The organism is Paractinoplanes ferrugineus, assembly GCF_016862195.1.
Lineage (GTDB): Bacteria > Actinomycetota > Actinomycetes > Mycobacteriales > Micromonosporaceae > Actinoplanes > Actinoplanes ferrugineus.
In genome coordinates, this window is record NZ_BOMM01000080.1 from 1 (window position 1) to 17,977 (window position 17,977).

Sequence of the window (17,977 nt, forward strand, 5' to 3'; positions counted from 1 at the left end):
TCGGCGATCCCGGCCGGGCCGGCCACCCCGATCCCCGCGACCAGGGCGCCGAGAGCGGCGGCGACGAGCCATCTTCTTCGTCCGCGCATGCGGAAGTCTCCGTTTCGTGGTCCAGGCAATCGAGGGGGGTTCAATCTCAAGGACTGGTGCAGGTGAGCGCCGGGACCGACGGGGTGCCGGTGCCGAGGAATCCGAAGACGACCGACCCGCCGGCCGGGATCGATCCGCCGTAGGCGGGGTTGCGGACGGTCACCGTCGAGCCGCTCGTGGTCAGGGTGCCGTTCCAGAGCTGGGTGATGCTCTGGCCGCTGCCGAGCGTCCAGCCGACGGTCCAGCCGTCGACCGGTGCGCCGCCCGCGGAGACGGTCACCTCACCCTGGAAGCCGCCCGGCCAGGAGTTGACCGTCCGATAGGTGGCCGCACAGCCGGTCGCCGGGTTCGAGGGACTCGGCGTGAGGCTCACCGAGGGCGACGGGCTGGCCGTGGGGCTGACCGACGGTGACGGGCTGAGCGTGGAACTGGCCGACGGCGACGGGGAGGTCGTGCCCGGCGGCAGGTAGGGGCATTTGCTGCGATACAGCGAGATGCCCTGCGGGTCGGCGAGCGACGGGCACAGGAACTGGGTGTACCGGGTGTCGTTGTCGAGGAAGATCTTGAGCCACGGGATCAGGACCTTCATCTCGGTGTTGTTCGCCCGGGTGAAGAAGAGGTGGTCGGCGCCGGCGATCTGCACGAAGTCGCTCGGCGTCGCCGCCGGCATGGTGGCGTACAGGTTGTTCAGATAGGACGGCGTCACGGTGGGATCGGTCTGCCCACCGATGATCATCATGGGCACGTGGTTGGTGGCCAGGCTGAGACTGCCGGGTGTGCCCGGAGCGAGGCCGACCGCGGCCTTGAGCGACGGGCGCCGCTCCGAGGCGAGGATCGTCCCCGCGCCACCGGCCGAGTGACCCATGACCGCCAGCCGGGTGGCGTCGACGCGGTCCCGGACCTGGCTGCGCTGGGTCAGGTAGTCCAGCGCGGCGAGGAGCTGGGTGGCCCGGGCGTCGGCGCCGTCGTTGCGGGTGATCGTCTCGACGCCGATCACCACGAAGCCGAAGGAGGCCAGCCACGGCCCCATCCAGGCTTCCTCGTTGGCGAACAACGCCGAGTAGCCGGGCACGATCGCCACCGCGCCGTACGTGCCCCGGCTGGTGTCGGTCGGGTAGTAGATGTATCCCCCGCCGAATCCGTTGCCGGCCGGCACGGTGAGCTGCGCGGTCGCGAAGGTCCCGCGGGTGGCCGCGACGCTCGCCACGGTCGGGTCCGGGCCGCGCTGGTACGGGTTGTCCGCGGCGAAGGCGGTGCGCGGCGACAGCAGCGCGGTGAGCAACACCGCGGCGGCCACGGCCGTGATCGCGACGAGTGCGGTGAGCCGCTCGCGCGGCCCCCGTCCCGTCCGCGACGCGGTGATGTCCGGTGAAGCCGGGTCTCGCGGCACGGCGGGCGACATCAGCCGACGCCGCACGCGTTGCCGTTGAGGGTGAAAGCGGTAGGCGCGGCCGAGTTACCGGTGTGCGTCGCCTGGAAGCCGATGGTCACCGACCCACCGGCCGGGATCGCCGCGTTGTAGGACGCGTCCTTCGCGGTCACCGCCCCGGAGCTGGGCGCGTAGGAGGCGTTCCAGCCGGAGGAGATCGTCTGCCCGGCGGGCAGGGCGAAGTTCAACGACCACCCGTTGACGGCCGAGCCGCCGGTGTTGGTGATCGTGATGCTCTCGGTGAGCCCGGTGCTCCACGCGCTGACCGTGGCCGTGACGCGGCAGGCGGCCGGACCCGCGGTGCTACTCGTCGGCGGGGTCGTGACCGGCGACGACGGCGGGGTCGAAGGCGGGTTCGAGGGCGGGGTCGAGCTCGGGGTGGTCGGCGGGGTCGTCGGCGGCGCGGAGGTGCGGTCCAGACCGAGGAAGGAGATCGCGTACGCCAGTTGGCCGGTCTGCGGCAGCGCGTGCCCGACCCCGGCGATGCTGACGCCCTCGATCGTGGCCAGGGTGCCGGTGCTGCCGTAGCGGGTACGCGTCCAGGAGGACTGCGGGTGATCGGTGAACGACGGGGTCTGGCTCAACCCGTGCAGGGCGGTCCACTGCTTGATCTCCTCGCCGAAGTTCGGGTAGGCGAGGGTCGTGTCGGTGGTGCCGTGCCACAACTGCATCCGTGGGTAGCCGCCGGTGTAACCGGGGTACATCGCCCGCGCCTGGGTCGCCCACTGGGCGGCGGTCTTGATCAGGCGTCCACCGGAGCAGGTGCTGTTCCACAGTGATCCGTCGGTGGTGGCGAAACAGCCGGCCGGCACGCCGGAGAACGCCGAGGCCGCCGAGAACACGTCCGGATACTGCGCGGCCAGCACGTTCGTCATCATCGCGCCCGAGGAGAAACCGCTCACCACGATCCGGGCCGGGTCCACGTGATAACGCGACCGGGCCCAGGAGACCATCGACATGATGCCGGTGGAGTCGCTGCCGCCGTCCCGCTTGAGCCCCTGCGGGCTGGACACGTCGAAGCAGCTGCCGCTGCGGGTGGCCTCGGGCAGCACGATGACGTAGCCGTAGCGGTCGGCCGCGTTGACGTAGTCCCGGCCGTTGCCGTTGAAGATGCCGCTGGCCGAGCCGCTGCAGTAGTGCACGAGAAGCAGCAGGGCGGGCTGCGGCGCCACGTTGTTCGGCACGTAGACGTACATGTTGAGGTTGGTCGGGTTGTTGCCGAAGCCGGTCACCCTGGTCAGGGCGGCGGCCGACGCGGGCCGGGCGACCAGCATCAGGGCCGCGGCGATCAGCGGGAGCAGGGCGATCGGCAGGAGCATCCGTAGACGCCTTCGCATGTCGACTCCATTCAAACGAGCGGGATGGGGACAGCGGTCACCCAGGATCGGCTCCCGCACGCGAGAGGTACGCATGCCGGGACCTTGGCCGCAGCCATTTGCGTTAACGTTAACAACGCGATCCGGATGTTACGGAAGCATTGCCGAGCATTCAAGGCCGTCATTGGATAACGGCTTTTCAGCAAGAATTGTGGGCGGCATTCCCGAGCTATTCGCGGCGCCCGGGAGCCGCCGCCAGCTAGCGCACCGTGCGGCGGCGGTGGTCCGCGGCGAGCACGAGGTACGCGGCGGCGGTCCAGGTGTAGGCCCGATCACGCAGGCCGGCACCGGTCTCGGCGTCGAAGTTCTCGGCGAAGCCGGACTCCTCGCACAGGTGCCGGAAGCGCTCGCTGACGGTGTCGGCCAGCTCGGTGTGGCCGGCCCGGCGCAGGCCGTCCTCGATGAGCACGGTCGAGGGCGCCCAGATCGGCCCGCGCCAGTAACCGTCCGCGGCGTAGTGCGGCGAGTCGACCGGCTCGGTGGCCAGGCCGTACGCGGTGAGGTGGGTCTTGATCCGGTCGGCCAGCGCGGTGTGGATCTCGGCCGGCAGGTCGGCGCCGAGCACGATCGGCATCAGTGCGAGCAGGCTGGAGCTGCGCCGGGCCGGCCCGCCGTACGGGTCCCGGGCGACGAAGTGGCTGCCGTCCCACAACTGCGACACCAGCGCCGTGGTGATCTCCTGCGCGGTGGCGTGCCAGCCCGCGGCGGCGGCGTCGTCGCCCAACTCGGTGGCGAGCGCCTCGAGCTCGCGGAGCTGGGTGATCAGGAAGGCGGCGAGGTCGGCGGTCTCCAGGACGCGGCCGGCGTCGAACGTGGTGGAGTTGTCCCAGCCACTGTCGTTGCCGTGCTGGTAGTGCGGCAGGACGTGGCCGGGAGCGCGGCGCTGGGTCAGCCAGAAGGTGGTCCAGCGGCTCAGGCGCCGATAGGCGTCGGTCAGCTGGGGCCGGGTCAGCGACATGCCGGGCTCGGCGCGCAACCGGGCGAGCGCCCAGCCGTGGATGGGTGGCTTGACGAAGTTGTGGAGCACCTCGGAGTGGGTCACCGAGTCGGGCAGCGCCCCGGTCGGATCCTGGTGGTCGAACGGGAGGTGGAACTGGTGCCAGGCCAGGGCCGGGTCACCGGCCGCCAGCGCGAGGGCGTTGAAGCAGTGGTCCCAGCTCCAGACCTTGTCCATCCAGTGCTTCGACATGAGCACGGCCGGACGGGCGAGGAAGCCGGCCGGCGCCACCGTCGCCGACCACAGCACGTAGGTGGCGAGTCCGGCGGCCGGCGTCTCGGCGGCCCGCCAGGGCGCCACCGCCTCGAGGTAGGCATCGAAGGCGGCGGTGACCCGGCTGACCACGTCGTCGAAGCCGACGGTGGCTCGGTAGGGGTCGCGGCTGGTCGCGTACTCCTCGATGGCGACCTCCCAGGAACCACCCGCCGGCAGGTCGAGGTGCCGCTCGCCGGCACCGAGCAGTTCCGCGCCCGCCCCGGTGACAGACGTAGCGCCGGTGGCCGAGGTCGCGCCGAGCACGGTGACCCGGTAGCGGCGACCGGTCTCGTAGGCGGTGAAGACGAAGGCCCGGTCGCGCGGGTCGCGGTAGAGGTAGGTGCCGGAGAACGGGGTCAGCGTGCCGGCGGCGGCCGCGATCCGCAGGCCGAGACCGGTGCCGCGGAGCCGGACCGTGTCGGCGCTCTCATAGGCCAGCTCGATCTGCCCGGCCGGGTGCTCCCAGCGCAGCCGGGCCGGGGTGGCTTCGACGTCGGCCGCGGCCCGCCCGTCGCCGTCCCGCGCTTCCAGCCGCAGGATGGCGTGCATGCCGGTCTGGTGCGACACCAGGTGCGGGTCGTCGGCGTGGGTGTTCTCCGCGACGACCGGTGAGATGCCGAACCACGATCCCGGGTGGCTGAACGGGATGCCCTGGATCGAGAAGGTGGTGAGCACGGAGCGGTGCCCTCCGTTCGAATCGGTTCGACAGCGGGTCCGCCGAGGCTATGACCGGGACGATCGTCCGGTCAACTACTGAATAACCGTTACCGGAAACAGTAGCGTCATGACCTCGACACGCGACGTTGACATCGGCATCCGTCCATGCCTACCTTGTGCTGCGAACCGATTCGACTGTTCGTTCGCCGAGATTTTGTTGGGCCGAGATGAGGTGCCGCCGTGGACATCGGGGAGATCGCCCGACGGGCCGGGGTGTCGCGCAGCACGGTGTCCTACGCGCTGAGCGGCCGCCGCCCGGTGCGCGCCGAGACCAAACAGCGCATCCAGGCCGTCATCGACGAGATCGGTTACCGGCCCAACGCCGCCGCCCGGGCGCTCAAGGAGGGCCGCACCCGCACCCTCGGCCTGGTCATCCCGCCGGCCAGCCTCCGGCTGACCGACATGCAGCTGGGCTTCGTCGCCAGCGTCGTCGAGGCCGCCGCGCACGCCGACCTGGACGTGCTGCTGTCCCCGTCGGGTGGCGACCACGACCGCTCCTTCGAACGGATGATCTCCGGCCGGCGGGTCGACGGGGTCGTCCTCATGGAGATCCGGCTCGAGGACGAACGGGTCACCCGGCTGGACCGGGCGGGCCTGCCGTTCGTCACCATCGGGCACACCGCGCATCCGCGGGGCACCTCCTGGATCGACGTGGACTACGCCACGCTGGTGGCGCGCTGCGTGCACCACCTGGCCGACCTCGGCCACCGCCGCATCGCGCTGATCAACCGATCCCCGGAGCTGGTCGCGGCCGGTTACGGGCCGGCGCACCGGGCGCAGGCGGGGTTCGCCGAGGCGGTCCGCCGCCGCGGCCTGACCGGCGTCGAGCTCGCCTGCCAGGACGATCCGGCGGCCGGCGAGGAGTGCTTCGAACAACTGCGCGAGCGGCACCCCGACGTCACCGCCATCACCACCGTCAACGAGGCGGCCCTACCGGGCATCCAGCGCGGCATCGAGCGGGCCGGGGTGGACGTCCCGGGTGCGATGTCCATCGCCGGGGTGGCCGCCCGGCACTGGGCCGAAGGCTTCCGCCCCCAACTGACCGCGGCCGACGTCCCCACCCTGGAAATGGGCGCCCGCGCCGTCGAACTGCTCCTCGAGCGGATCGCCACGCCCGGCGCGCCAGCACGTCACCTGCTGCTTACACCCCCCATCTCGCTGCGGGACAGCACCGGGCCGGCGCCCGCCCGCTGACCCCCGTCCCCCTCCCCGGGCGCGGCCACCGGCTCCGCCCGCGATCACCGCTGTCCACGTCCCGTCGCGTAGCCGCTCCCCCATCTTCTGGAGGCACCGTGAGATCCGCATCCCCACCCCGTTTCCCGGTCGGCCGTGTGCTGGCCGGGGCCCTGATCGCGGTCGGCGTGCTCGCCGTCCCGGCGCCGGCCCAGGCCGACAACCAGAGCATCGGCGTGAACTTCGCCGCCGGCACCGCGGCGCCCACCTATCGGGCCTCCGGCTGGATCTACGGCATGACCGAGAACGGCACCAACCCGCCGAGCAACTACTTCACCGACGTCAAGTTCCAGGCCATGCGGGCCGGCGGTGCGCAACTGGCCGGCGGCGGCTGGCAGGGCGGCGGGTACGACCGCAGGTGGAACGCCACCCGGGCGCAGATGCTGCGGACCAAGGCCCTCGGCGGCAAGTTCGTCCTGCTCCCGCACGACCTGTGGGGCGCCGACGGCGCCAACATCGCCCGCTACCCGGGTGACAACGGCAACTGGACCGACTACAACAACTTCCTCACCCGGGTGATCGCCGACGTCAAGGCCACCGGCGTACCGGTGCAGTGGGACATCTGGAACGAACCCAACATCTCGATCTTCTGGAACCGGCCGCAGTCGCAGTACTTCGAACTGTGGCGGCGCACCTACCAGCGGCTGCGCGCCGACATGCCGGGCACCCTGATCGTCGGACCCAGCTACGCCGGCGTGCCGACCACCAGCAACGGCGCCTGGTGGAACCAGTACCTCGACTACGTCAAGGCCAACAACGTGGTGCCGGACATCATCAGCTGGCACTCGCTGCCCGGTGACCCGGTGGCCAACGTCGCGGCGGCGAACTCCACGCTCGACGCCCGCGGCATCCCGCACCCCCGGCCGTACCAGATCAACGAGTACGGCGCCGGCAACGAGCAGAACCCGGCCGACGGCGCCTGGTACATCACCCGGCTGGAACGGGCCGGCGCCGACGGGCTGCGGGCCAACTGGGCAAGCGGTGGCAACCTCCACAACGACCTGGGCAATCTGCTGATCCACAATTCCGCCGGTCAGTACCAGACCAAGGGCGAATGGTGGGTCTACCGGTTCTACGCCCAGCAGACCGGCACCATCGTGACCACCACGCCGTCGTCGGGTTACGACGCGTACGCCACCAAGGACACCGGGACCGCCAAGGTCCTCATCGGCGGGGGCCGCACCACCGGGAACATCGCCGTCTCGCTGCAAGGGCTCAACAGCACCACCGGGCTCGTGGTGAACAACCAGGTGCGCGCGGTGGTGCAGCGCATCCCGGACAACAACGGCGGGGCCGTCACCGGTCCGGTCACCGTGCAGGACCAGGTCGTCACCCTGACCGGCAACGCGGCCACGGTGAACGTCAACAACACCAACGTCAACGACGCGTACACCATCACCTTGCTGCCGTCGTCCACCCCGACCTCGCCGTCGCCGTCGCCGTCCGCCTCGGCCTCGCCGTCGCCGTCCTCGTCCGCGTCGTCCCCGCCGGCGACCGGCACCGCGTGCACCGCCTCCTACCAGATCACCGGCACCTGGCAGGGCGGCTTCCAGGCCGAGGTCGCGGTCTCGAACACCGGCTCGGCGGCGACCCGCGGCTGGGCGGTGAACTGGACGCTGCCGGCCGGGCAGGCGATCAGCCAGATCTGGAACGGTTCACTGGTCACCAGCGGCAGCGCGGCCACCGTGACGAACGTGTCCTACAACGGGACGCTGGCCCCGGGGGCCACCGCCACGTTCGGCTTCCTGGCGTCCGGCAACTCGGCGAGCACGCCGTCGCTCACCTGTTCGGCGAACTGAACGGAGGCATCATGAAACGTCAAGCGATCATCCTCAGTGTGGCCCTGGCCGGTGCGGCCGGACTGGTGGCCACGGCCGGATCGGCGCAGGCGGCCACCGGCTGCCGGGCCGACTACGCGATCACCAGCTCCTGGCAGGGCGGCTTCGGGGCCTCGGTCACCGTCACCAACCTCGGAGACGCCCTGAACGGCTGGCAGGTCGGCTGGTCGTTCACCGCCGGCCAGAAGATCGACCAGTTGTGGAACGGCACGGTGAGCCAGTCCGGTGCGCAGGTGACGGTGTCCAACGCCGCCTACAACGGCAGCGTCGCCACCGGCGGGAGCGCCTCGTTCGGCTTCAACGGTTCCTGGACCGGCAGCAACCCGGCGCCGACGGTGTTCACCCTCAACGGCGTCGCGTGCACCGGGGCGCCGGTGACGACGAGCCCGTCCGGCCCCTCGACCTCGCCCAGCACGTCGGTTTCACCCAGCACCTCGGTCTCACCCAGCCCGTCCACCTCGAACCCGCCCCCGGCGACGGCGCTGCCGTGTGACCTCTACGCCGCCGGCGGCACCCCGTGCGTCGCGGCGCACAGCACGACCCGCGCGCTGCTCGCCTCCTATTCCGGCCGGCTCTACCAGGTGCGCCGCAGCTCGGACAACACCAGCCGCGACATCACCGTGCTCACCCGGGGCGGGACGGTGAACGCGGCCCTCCAGGACTCGTTCTGCGCCGGCACCTCGTGCGTCGTGACCGTCGTCTACGACCAGTCCGGCCGCGGCAACGACCTGTGGTACCAAGGCTCCACTGTGGTGCCCGGATCGCCGCAGAGCAGCCCGGCCAACGCCACCACCGAATCGCTGTCGGTCGGCGGGGCCAAGGCCTACTCGCTCTACATCCGGGCCGGCAACAGTTACTGGCGCGACGGACACCTGACCGGTGTGCCGACCGGCAGCGCCCCCGAGGGCATGTACATGGTCACCAGCGGCACCCACGTCAACAGCGGCTGCTGCTTCGACTACGGCAACAGCGAGACCACCCGCAAGGCCGACGCCGCCGGTGCGATGGACGCCATCTACTTCGGCACCAGCTGCTGGTTCGGCGGGTGCTCCGGGTCCGGCCCGTGGGTGCAGGCCGACCTGGAATGGGGCCTGTTCCCCGGTGGCAGCAGCAAGTGGAACCCCAACCAGCGGGCCTTCAACAGCAAATTCGTCACCGCGATGCTGAAGAACAACGGCACCAGCCGCTTCGCCATCAAGGGCGGCAACGCCCAGTCCGGCTCCCCGATCACGCTGTGGGACGGTTCACTGCCGTCCGGCTACAGCCCGATGAAGAAGCAGGGTGCCATCGTGCTCGGCAGCGGTGGTGACTGCTGCAAGCCCAACGGCGGCGCCAACCAGAGCGCGGGCACGTTCTACGAGGGCGCCATGGTCGCCGGCTACCCCTCCGACGCGACCGAGGCCGCGGTGCAGGCCAACATCACCGCCGCCGGCTACCGCTGATCCCGCGGAACGCTCGGCGTCGCCCCGGCGGTCACCGCCGGGGCGACGCTGTTCATCGGTGGGTCACAGCCGGCGTACGCGTGACCCACCGGTCGGTGATCGGTGCCTTCGGAGACTTCGACGGCTCAGGCGTGGTGGCATCGGCATCACCGTCCCCGGAGCGCCACCAGTAGGCGACCAGGCAGACGAAGATCAGGAAGACGAGCGTGCCGCGCCTGACCGCCGTCCACCACGCCTGCCAGTAGGCCTTGCGCTGCTTCGGCAGACCCGCCTTGCTCGACTTGTAGTCCTTGTTGGCTCGGTGCATCACCGCCATCGCATAGCCGACGACGAAGACCGCCGAGCCGGTCAGCAGCAGGATCAGAACGACGGGACCGGCGACGTCGCGGCCGGTCACTTCAGCAGCGGTCTCGAACATGCGGCCCAGCCTGCGACACAGACCTACCGGAAGTCCTCCGCCGGCGTGCCGGCCGGGTCCAGCGGGTCGAGCAGCTGGACCCGGCCGGCCGCGCTGACCTCTATTCCGGGATGTTGCTGGCCGCGCCTCCGATGACGTACGGCGTGGTGATGCCCTCGTACATCAGGTGGGCGACCATGCCGTCGGCGGCGTGCGGCAGGTTGTGGCAGTGGTCGGCCCAGATGCCGGGGTTGTCGGCGACGAAGGCCACGTCGAACGACTCACCGGCGGGAACCTCGAGCGAGTCCGTCCACCATGGACTGCCGGTGGCCCGGGTGCCGTCGCGGGCCAGGACCAGCAGTCGGTGACCGTGCAGGTGCATCGGATGCGATTCGCCGCTGTTGTTGCTGATCGTCATCCGCGCGACGTCCCCGGTCCGCACCATGAACATCGGGACGTCCGGGTAGAGGTGACCGTTGATGGTCCAGAACAGTCCGGGGCGGCCCCGGACGAAACCCGGCCGGCGGTTGATGTCGTACTTGAAATGGCGGACGGCCCGGTCGGGATCGAACGGGACGGCCTGCGGGGTGCCGTAGCTCAGCAGGTCGAGGGTGGCTCCCGGGCGCGGCGACGCGGCGACGGCCGGGCCGAGGGTGACGGCGGCCGCTCCGCCGATCTCGACACGGGCCCCGGTGGCCGGCACCGTCAGCCCGAGGTCGACCCGGCCACCGGCGGGCAGGTTGAGGGCGGTGTCGCGCACCTCGGCCGGCCCGTTCACCTCGGAGCCGTCGACGGCGAGCACCCGGAAGGACGCGCCGCTGACCCAGACCGGCACGAGGCCGTTCTCGGTGTTGATCACCCGGACCCGGACCTTCCGGCCGGGTTCGGCCGGCACCGCGGCCGGTTCCGACGAGCCGTTCACCGTGGAGTAGCCGCGGTACTGGTGCATGAGCGCCACGAAGTCGGTCTCGTCCGGGACCGGTTTCGCGGGATCGACGACGAGCGCACCGAGCAACCCGCCGCGCACCTGTTCGTGGGAGATCTGGTGCGAGTGGTACCAGAACGTGCCGGCCCGGTCGGCCACGAACCGGTAGGTGAAGGAACCACCGACGCCGACTGCGTCCTGGGTGACGCCGGCGACGCCGTCGTCGGCGTTGGGCACGTCGACGCCGTGCCAGTGCAGCGTGGCGCCGTCCGGCACGGACTCGTTGACCAGGCGCACCTGAACCAGCTGGCCGACCTTGGCCCGGATGGTCGGGCCGGGCGACGTCCCGTTCAGCGTGTAGCCGTCGACCTTCTGCCCGGACGCCAGCGTGAACGATCCTTTCCGGGCGGTCAGCGTGACGTCCACGTCGGGCCGCCGGTCGGGGTCGGCCCGCAGCTGCGTCACCGGCACACCGCCGGCGTGCTGATGAACCGCGGGACCGCCACCGTCGTCGAGATAGCCCATCGACATCATGCTGTACGCGTCGGGCAGCAGACTGGCCTGCCAGAAATACCCCAGTGGACCCAGGATCGCCGCTGTCGCCACCAGCGCCACAGCCGTGCGGATCCGGCTCCTGGTCATCGTGCGGCAACCTCGACCGGAGCCGAGACGCGCTTGGCACGGCGGTCGGCGGCGTTGGCGGCGCCGATGATCAGGAAGGCCCCGAGCGCGTGCAGGATTCCGAGGCCGGGGACGCCGTGCGCGAAGATGCCGAGCGCGACCTGCGCCACCACCAGTCCGACGACGATGCCCGCCGCCGCCACCCCGCCCGGGATCTTGGCGAAGAAGGACACGATGAGGAAGGCCAGGACCACCAGCGGCACGAGAACCATGCCACCGATGCCGTGCAGCATCATGCCGCGCTGCTCGGTGAAGTTGAGTGTGTCGCGATCGTCCAGGACGGCCTTGTTCATGACGCCGCCGTCCTCGATCCAGTGGAAGAGACCGAAGAACCCCCAGACGATCACCATCGTCTGGAGGATCACCAAGATCATGATTGAGTGCGCCAGGACTCGGTAGGCAGTTTTCATCGTCTCGTCTCTCGTCCGCAAGTCGCCCGCAAGCTTAGGCAACTATCTATTTTGCCTATTGATAGTTACGCCAGTACACGTTCTGCACAGCGTAGGGCATCGCCCCCAGGGCTCGGTAGTGCGCGGGTGACATTTCGGCGAAGGGCCGCCCCGCGGGCTGGGGATGCCCGCGGAGCGGCCGTACAGGAGTTCGGAGCCGGCGGTCAGCGGTGGGCCCGGCCTTCGATGCGGGCCTGCACGAACTCGTAGCCGAGGTCGCCGAACTGGGTGCCGAGGGCCAGGCCGGCGGTGGTCGCGGCGGGGAAGTGCACGCCGCCGTCGAGCCGGGACGCGCGGCAGGCCGCCCCGAACTCGGTCCAGCTGCTGAAGTGCAGAGCGAGATCCCGCGCGGGGGTGACACCCGGCTCGACCAGGGAAGTGCCTCTGGGCGCCTGGTAGGTCAGGTCCAGCGCGTCCGACTTCAGGTAGCGGATGGCGGCCTGCGTGTGGGTCGAGCACAGCACCGAACTGCCGGACGGGTACTCGGGATGTTCGTTGACATCGAGATAGGACGTCCACTGGCTGCCCGGCAGGTCGTGGACCGTACCCTTGCCCGGCCCGCCCCAAGCGGTCACCCGCTTGTTCTTGAACAGGTACCGGATCGCGGTGAACGGCCGTACCGTGTCGTACCGGAATTTGTTGTACCAGCACGCGATGATCGCGTCGAACTCGGAGACCGCGGTCACGGCGTTGAGCTGGATGATCTCGTCGAAGCTGAGGTTCGACCCGACGGCCGCGGCCCCGAGCGAGTAACCCAGCGAATAGATCTTGTCGTTGAAGATCTCCGCCTTCATCTTGGTCACGTCGGTCAGCGCGGCCGAGTGCGCGAGGACGGTCTCGGCCTGTTCCCGGTAACCCCGCGGGTTCCTCTTGAAGTCGCTGTTCGCCGGCGCCGGCAACAGGAACTCGCGGGCGTCGGTGAAGGTGTACGGCCGCACCCGCCCGAAGAACGGCGTGAGCGCCTGCTGGATCCGGTAGGTACCACCCTTGTTCGTGAAGACCGCCGGCTGCCAGCGGGAGAGGTCACGCACCTCGCCGACGGTGTTGACCGGCTGGTAGTCCGAGTAGTCGCGGTAGGGCTGCCGGTTGTACGGCCCCCAGCCGATGTCGCCGAGCATGTTGGCCCCGTCGTGCAGCCGGGCGGCGATGACGCTGCGACCCGCCCGGTTGCCGATGCCGACCGCGGTGGTCGTGTTCTCCTGGTCGTCGTCGGGGTCGAGACCGTACTTGGTCAGCACCGCCCGCAGCTTGGGGCCGGCGCTGAACGGCAGCGCGGTCAGGAACGCCCGGTAGGTGGCATAGACCAGGGCGATGTTCTTGTTCCGGTTGGTCGCCGACTCGCCGGCCGGCCGGCGGCCCAGATTCGAGTGCACGCCCACCGCGGTGGGGTGGTACGGGGCGATCGCGTCGAACATCGACACCGCGATCAGCAGGTTGAGCCGGATCACCAGGGTCGCGTCGCCACCGGTGATGTAGTTGAGGATGATCGGGTCGAACTCGGCGACGACGATGGAGAAAGCGGCGTTGCCGTTGTCCCAGTCGAAGTCCTCCGCCGCCGCGGCCGGGACCGCGAGTGATGGGAGCGCCAGGACGGCGCCGGCCCCCGCGGCCACACCGCCGAGCATCGTGCGACGGGTTATCTGACCATTCATCTGAGCAGGCCTTTCGAGAGGGACGCAGGGATTTTGGCGGGCTAGCTCCGAGCCGGTCGGGGCGGTGCCGGGTCATCCCGGCCCGCCGCCCGGCGGAAGAAGCGGCGTAGCACCCGTTCGAGCGGGGCCTCGTAGATCCGGTACAGCAGCGCCGACAGGGCCAGCGACACCAGCAACGCGATGGCCGCCGGCCCGGCATGGCTCCAGCTCGGCTCGACCGGGTCGAGGAAGAAGTCGACCACCTTCTTGTCGGGGAACACCGAACTCGACACCGCGACCAGCACGGTGAAGTGGAAGAGGTAGAAGGCGTACGACCAGCGACCCAGCCGGACCAGCGGGGCCGAGCTGAGCAGCGAACGCTTCCCGTCCTCGTCCCGGGTCGCCACGGCGGCGATCAGCAGGGCGAACAGCGGCGCGGTGACCTGGTTGACGGCGTCATACGGCACGGACGACCGCCAGGCCGCGTCCCGGAACAGCCAGAGCACCAGGAAGCCCGCCGCGAGCAGCGCCGCCGCCTGCCAGACTCGCAGCGGGCTGCGCCAGCCCTTCCGCAATGCCGCCGCGACCACCACGCCCAGCAGGAACTCGACGAGCCGGAACGGCGGCGCGTACGTCCCCAGCACGGACAGACTGCTGGAGCTGATGTCGGCCGAGGAGACCGCGGTGGTCGGCGGGTCGGCGATCCACACCGCGACCCGGATCAGCCATCCCAGCGCGACCAGGCCGATCGCCAGGTACAGCAACTGCCGCAGCCCGCGCCGCACGATGGCCGGCGCCACCAGCGGGAAGAGCACATAGAAGAAGGCCTCGCAGGAGAGGCTCCAGGTGACCGGGCTCGGACCGGTGAGGATCCAGCCCGGCACCCAAGCCTGGATCAGCACGACGCTGGCCAGCCCGACGAGCACGAACGTCGGCACGTCGATGTCCGCGCTGTTGCCGGTGACGGCGAACAGCGTGGGCAGCGCGATGGCCAGGAACAACAGCGGCCAGACCCGGGCGAAACGCCGGCCGAGGAAGTAGCCGGTCGTGTCGTTCGGCGTCATCGTCCAGGTCAGCACGAAGCCGGAGAGGACGAAGAAGAACGTCACCCCACTGACCCCGAGACCAAACAGACCATGGGTGTACGGGAGTGGGAGAAAGACGTTCACGTGGGCCAGGAATATGGCCAGTGCAGCAAACCAGCGCAGGCCGGTGAGCGACTCCACCCGACGCGCTCCGCCGGAAGTGTCAGCAGTTCCGCCAGCATGGGCAGCGAGCGCCGCCGGCACGTCCCGATTTGTCGTTGACATCTCATCTCCGCACTTCAGAGCGGTTCCGGGCGATCGCATGCGTCGCTCAGCAAGGACTCTGGCAGCGCCCGATCAACGGCCAATAAAGCTCGGGTAATTCGTTTGATATAGCACCGATAAAGCGGCTCGAAACGCAATTCTTTCGGCTGCCCGCGCTCGCTAAAATCGGTGCGTCCGACGTTTGATGACGGTTCTAACGGAGGAAACCATGGCTTACGCCTACCGCACCGCACTCGTCACCGGAGCATCGAGCGGCCTGGGCCGGGAATTCGCCGAGCAGGCCGCCGCCGCGGGCTCCGATCTGATCCTGGTGGCCCGACGCGCCAACCTGCTCGACGAACTCGCCGCCGAACTCGGCCGCCGGCACGGGGTCGCCGTGGAGGTGCTGCCCGCCGACCTCGCCGACGAGCAGGACATCACCCGGGTCGAGGAGCGACTGGCCGAGCCGGGCCGCCCGGTCGACCTGCTCGTGAACAACGCGGGATTCGACATGACCGGCCGCTTCGCCGAGGTGCCGGCCGACGTGCAACGACGGCAGCTGGCGGTCAACGTGACGGCACCGATCCGGCTGGCTCGCGCGGCACTCCCCCGCATGATCAAGGAACAACGGGGTGGCATCCTGCTGGTCTCCTCACTCGTTTCGGCGCTGCCCATGCCGGGTTCGGCGCTCTACGGCGCGAGCAAGGCCCTGCTGACCGCCTTCGGTGAGAGCCTGCACATGGAGGCGATGCCGCACGGCGTCCAGGTGACCTCGGTGAGCGCGGGACTGATCCGGACGAACTTCCACGAGGTGGCCGGGATCAATACCGAGGGTCTGCCCAAGGCGGCCTGGATGGAGGCCGACGCCGTGGCTCGGGCCGGCCTCGCCGCGATCTCGGCCGGCCGGGTCTCGGTGATTCCCGGCCGCCTCAACCGCATTCAGGCCGTCTACGCCAAACTGGCGCCCAGGGCACTGCTGCGGGCGATGACCAAACGGTTCCTCTACCGCGACGTGCCGGCCACCACCGGCAGCTGACCGACGAGTCAGGCCCCGCCCGGCATGACCGGTGCGGGGCCTGGCTCGTCGACGTGTCCGGCCGGCGGCTCAGGCCGTCCAGTGCGGGGTGGAGTAGTAGAGCGGCTTCCACTCCGCCTCGAACTTCTGGGCCACGATCGGCGGGTAGGTGCCGATCACCTTCGCCTTGCGCTCCGGCGGCAGACCGTCGACGATCCACGGCACCATCTCGACCGCGTCCTTCACGTTGCCGGCCGCCCGGATGTTGTTGGTGACCTGAGCCCACTCCTGCTGGGTCATGTATTCGCCGATCATCGGCAAGGTGTCCTTCTCCTCGTGCCCGAGGTGGAAGGTCAGCTTGGTCACGAGTTCGTCGATGACGTCGGCCAGCATCGCCTCGGTCACCTCCGGCTTCTCGAACGCCGCGTCCACGCCCGCCAGCAGCGGGTCGATGAGCTCGTGCTCGGCCTCCATGGCGTCCAGTGTGGACATCCCGGAGACGCTGCCGCGGAGCTTTTCCCGCAGGGGCGGCCAGAGGAAGCTGTCCTCGCTGCGGTGATGCTGCAGCAGCTGACGCTTGAACACGCCCCAGCCGTTGAAGATGGCCAGTTGCTGGACCGGGTCGCTCAGGTTGCTCTTGCTCGCGGTGGTCGCGAGGCTGACCAGGTCGCGGCGAAAGGCGTCGTGGGCGGCCATCATCGCGGTGAGATCGATCTCGCCGGCCCCATGACGTGCCGCATTCGAATCGGGCAGATTGCTCGATGACATGAACGCACTCCTGTGGTCGGGATGATCCGCGCTCATTGCGCCAGATCATCCGGCAGACGCTGCGGGACCGGCCAAGGCACCACGCAGAAAGCTTAGTTAGCTAACTTCCTTTGGTCAACGGCGACCGGCTCGGCGCCGCCTGCCGCATTGGGCCGCCGCGGGCTGCTGAACCGGCGGACGAACGGTCGCTCGACGGATCGGTACAACCCGCGGGCGGCGAGCAGGATCACGGTGAACATGACGGCCCCCAGCAGCAGACCGACGCCCACCGGCCAGTCCTCGGTTCCGGAGATCTCCACCGAGATGCCCCAGCCGAAGGCCAGCAGCAGGCCGTGCACCATGTAGAAGGCGAACGAGGTCTCGCCGAGCCAGACCCAGCGCCGTCCGCTGAAGACGGTTCCCCGCCCGGCCCGGTCGGCTTGACTGGCGGCCGCGATGAGCGGCACGCAGAAGAAGCCGATCACTCCCGACACAGTGATCAGATAGAAGGGCGTGAACAGGGCGGCGGCGTAGCCCGCCAGGAAGATCCCGGCGGCCGGCAGCATGCCCGTCCGCGGCCAGCGGTGGGCGATGACGATCCGGGCCGCCAGCATGCCGAGCACGAAGTCGAGCAGGCGAGCCAGCGGGAAGAAGTAGACGAACCACAGCTGGGTGGGTGGCAGACCCTCGGGCTGACCGGGCAGCGTCACCGTGCTCGGTGCGTCCGACACGAGGAAATAGCTGATGAACGGCACCGATGTGGTGACCACGGCGAGCAGTCCGGCGGCCGGCCACAGCCGCGCCTCCGGAATGCGCCGCAGCGCGCGCAGCAGGAACGGGAAGAGCAGGTAGAAGAACGCCTCACAGGCGATGGACCAGCTCAGCGGGTTCATCGAGGTCGCATAGCCGAGTTTGCCGGGGAACCACGGCTGGATCAGGAAGAGGTTCGCCACCGCCGGCCCGGCCGCGATGGCGGTGCCGGACATCGTGATGATCAGGGCGGCGAACAGGAAGGTCGCCACGTGGTTGGGATAGATCTTGACCAGCCGGCGGCGCCAGAAGCGCAGCGCCGTGTCGGCCTCCCGGGCGGACCAGGTGAGCACGAATCCGCTCAGGATGAAGAAGAACGACACCCCGGCCGTCCCGCCCTTGGCGAACACGAACTCGGTGACCTTGCCGACGCCGCCCGACAGGTACGAGAACAGCGTGAAGTGGAACGCGAAGACCATCAGCGCGGCCGCGAACCGCATCCCGGTCAGCGAGTCCAACCGGGTCTCCTGACCGGGCGGAAGGCCGGGCGGCGAGCCGGGCGACGCAGCGGCGCGTGGGGGTGTTTCGACTTGCCCTGGCGGCCCGGGCGAGGGCCGGGGGATCGCTCGGTCCATTACTGCCTCCGCTGGATCACGTCGGTGAGGTGCGTGCTCACCAGCGTTGACCTCGGCGATATAGCGGTTATTAAACGCGGA

Annotated in this window: 14 protein-coding genes; 4 read left to right on the plus strand and 10 right to left on the minus strand. The window is 69.8% G+C overall.

Annotated elements, in window-relative coordinates; all coding sequences use genetic code 11:
- Positions 1-136: 136 nt before the first annotated feature.
- From Afe05nite_RS39985 to Afe05nite_RS39995, 3 genes are all read right to left on the minus strand, one after another.
- Positions 137-1,492, minus strand: a complete 1,356-nt coding sequence (locus tag Afe05nite_RS39985) for a poly(ethylene terephthalate) hydrolase family protein (protein WP_203822553.1) — start codon at positions 1,490-1,492, stop codon at positions 137-139.
- The gene (locus Afe05nite_RS39990) at positions 1,492-2,856 is read right to left on the minus strand and encodes an extracellular catalytic domain type 1 short-chain-length polyhydroxyalkanoate depolymerase (RefSeq protein ID WP_203822554.1); all 1,365 of its coding nucleotides are present in this window, start codon (positions 2,854-2,856) and stop codon (positions 1,492-1,494) included. The genes Afe05nite_RS39985 and Afe05nite_RS39990 overlap by 1 nt, the downstream gene beginning before the upstream one ends.
- Before the next feature lie 238 nt (positions 2,857-3,094).
- Complete coding sequence (locus tag Afe05nite_RS39995) at positions 3,095-4,822, minus strand: amylo-alpha-1,6-glucosidase (RefSeq protein WP_203822555.1); 1,728 nt, start codon at positions 4,820-4,822, stop codon at positions 3,095-3,097.
- Between the two features lie 222 nt (positions 4,823-5,044).
- On the opposite strand from Afe05nite_RS39995, the gene Afe05nite_RS40000 reads away from it, so the two are divergent.
- The 3 genes from Afe05nite_RS40000 to Afe05nite_RS40010 all read left to right on the plus strand — a co-directional run bounded on the left by Afe05nite_RS40000 (position 5,045) and on the right by Afe05nite_RS40010 (position 9,377).
- Complete coding sequence (locus Afe05nite_RS40000) at positions 5,045-6,058, plus strand: LacI family DNA-binding transcriptional regulator (protein ID WP_203822556.1); 1,014 nt, start codon at positions 5,045-5,047, stop codon at positions 6,056-6,058.
- A gap of 98 nt (positions 6,059-6,156) precedes the next feature.
- Positions 6,157-7,896, plus strand: a complete 1,740-nt coding sequence (locus tag Afe05nite_RS40005) for a cellulose-binding domain-containing protein (protein WP_239118569.1) — start codon at positions 6,157-6,159, stop codon at positions 7,894-7,896.
- 11 nt (positions 7,897-7,907) lie between these two features.
- Entirely contained in the window at positions 7,908-9,377 is a 1,470-nt protein-coding gene (locus Afe05nite_RS40010; RefSeq protein ID WP_203822557.1) for an arabinofuranosidase catalytic domain-containing protein, read from the plus strand.
- 52 nt (positions 9,378-9,429) lie between these two features.
- Here Afe05nite_RS40010 and Afe05nite_RS40015 read toward each other — a convergent pair whose 3' ends face one another.
- The 5 genes from Afe05nite_RS40015 to Afe05nite_RS40035 all read right to left on the minus strand — a co-directional run bounded on the left by Afe05nite_RS40015 (position 9,430) and on the right by Afe05nite_RS40035 (position 14,686).
- Positions 9,430-9,795: a hypothetical protein gene (locus tag Afe05nite_RS40015; RefSeq protein ID WP_203822558.1), complete on the minus strand. Its 366-nt coding sequence runs from the start codon at positions 9,793-9,795 to the stop codon at positions 9,430-9,432.
- 100 nt (positions 9,796-9,895) lie between these two features.
- Positions 9,896-11,341: a multicopper oxidase family protein gene (locus Afe05nite_RS40020; RefSeq protein ID WP_203822559.1), complete on the minus strand. Its 1,446-nt coding sequence runs from the start codon at positions 11,339-11,341 to the stop codon at positions 9,896-9,898.
- Positions 11,338-11,745, minus strand: coding sequence for a COX15/CtaA family protein (locus tag Afe05nite_RS40025; protein WP_203822560.1), 408 nt, complete (start codon positions 11,743-11,745; stop codon positions 11,338-11,340). The genes Afe05nite_RS40020 and Afe05nite_RS40025 overlap by 4 nt, the downstream gene beginning before the upstream one ends.
- Before the next feature lie 248 nt (positions 11,746-11,993).
- On the minus strand, positions 11,994-13,481 hold the full coding sequence (locus Afe05nite_RS40030) for a DUF6851 domain-containing protein (RefSeq protein ID WP_203822561.1): 1,488 nt from the start codon (positions 13,479-13,481) through the stop codon (positions 11,994-11,996).
- A gap of 41 nt (positions 13,482-13,522) precedes the next feature.
- Positions 13,523-14,686, minus strand: coding sequence for an acyltransferase family protein (locus Afe05nite_RS40035; RefSeq protein ID WP_203822562.1), 1,164 nt, complete (start codon positions 14,684-14,686; stop codon positions 13,523-13,525).
- 292 nt (positions 14,687-14,978) lie between these two features.
- Here Afe05nite_RS40035 and Afe05nite_RS40040 point away from each other — a divergent pair, with 292 nt between their 5' ends.
- Positions 14,979-15,785, plus strand: coding sequence for an SDR family NAD(P)-dependent oxidoreductase (locus tag Afe05nite_RS40040; protein WP_203822563.1), 807 nt, complete (start codon positions 14,979-14,981; stop codon positions 15,783-15,785).
- 69 nt (positions 15,786-15,854) lie between these two features.
- On the opposite strand, the gene Afe05nite_RS40045 is transcribed toward Afe05nite_RS40040, so the two are convergent.
- Positions 15,855-16,532, minus strand: coding sequence for a hemerythrin domain-containing protein (locus tag Afe05nite_RS40045; protein WP_203822564.1), 678 nt, complete (start codon positions 16,530-16,532; stop codon positions 15,855-15,857).
- A gap of 92 nt (positions 16,533-16,624) precedes the next feature.
- Positions 16,625-17,779 (minus strand): acyltransferase family protein, encoded by a 1,155-nt coding sequence (locus Afe05nite_RS40050; RefSeq protein ID WP_203822565.1) that lies wholly within the window; start codon positions 17,777-17,779, stop codon positions 16,625-16,627.
- Between the last annotated feature and the right edge of the window lie 198 nt (positions 17,780-17,977).

Bases quoted from the DNA above. Each gene is read 5' to 3' on its own strand.
- Afe05nite_RS40045 (WP_203822564.1), bottom strand. From the start codon at position 16,532: ATGTCATCGAGCAATCTGCCCGATTCGAATGCGGCACGTCATGGGGCC.
- Afe05nite_RS40015 (WP_203822558.1), bottom strand. From the start codon at position 9,795: ATGTTCGAGACCGCTGCTGAAGTGACCGGCCGCGACGTCGCCGGTCCC.
- Afe05nite_RS40030 (WP_203822561.1), bottom strand. From the start codon at position 13,481: ATGAATGGTCAGATAACCCGTCGCACGATGCTCGGCGGTGTGGCCGCG.
- Afe05nite_RS40010 (WP_203822557.1), top strand. From the start codon at position 7,908: ATGAAACGTCAAGCGATCATCCTCAGTGTGGCCCTGGCCGGTGCGGCC.
- Afe05nite_RS40020 (WP_203822559.1), bottom strand. From the start codon at position 11,341: ATGACCAGGAGCCGGATCCGCACGGCTGTGGCGCTGGTGGCGACAGCG.
- Afe05nite_RS39985 (WP_203822553.1), bottom strand. From the start codon at position 1,492: ATGTCGCCCGCCGTGCCGCGAGACCCGGCTTCACCGGACATCACCGCG.
- Afe05nite_RS39990 (WP_203822554.1), bottom strand. From the start codon at position 2,856: ATGCGAAGGCGTCTACGGATGCTCCTGCCGATCGCCCTGCTCCCGCTG.
- Afe05nite_RS40040 (WP_203822563.1), top strand. From the start codon at position 14,979: ATGGCTTACGCCTACCGCACCGCACTCGTCACCGGAGCATCGAGCGGC.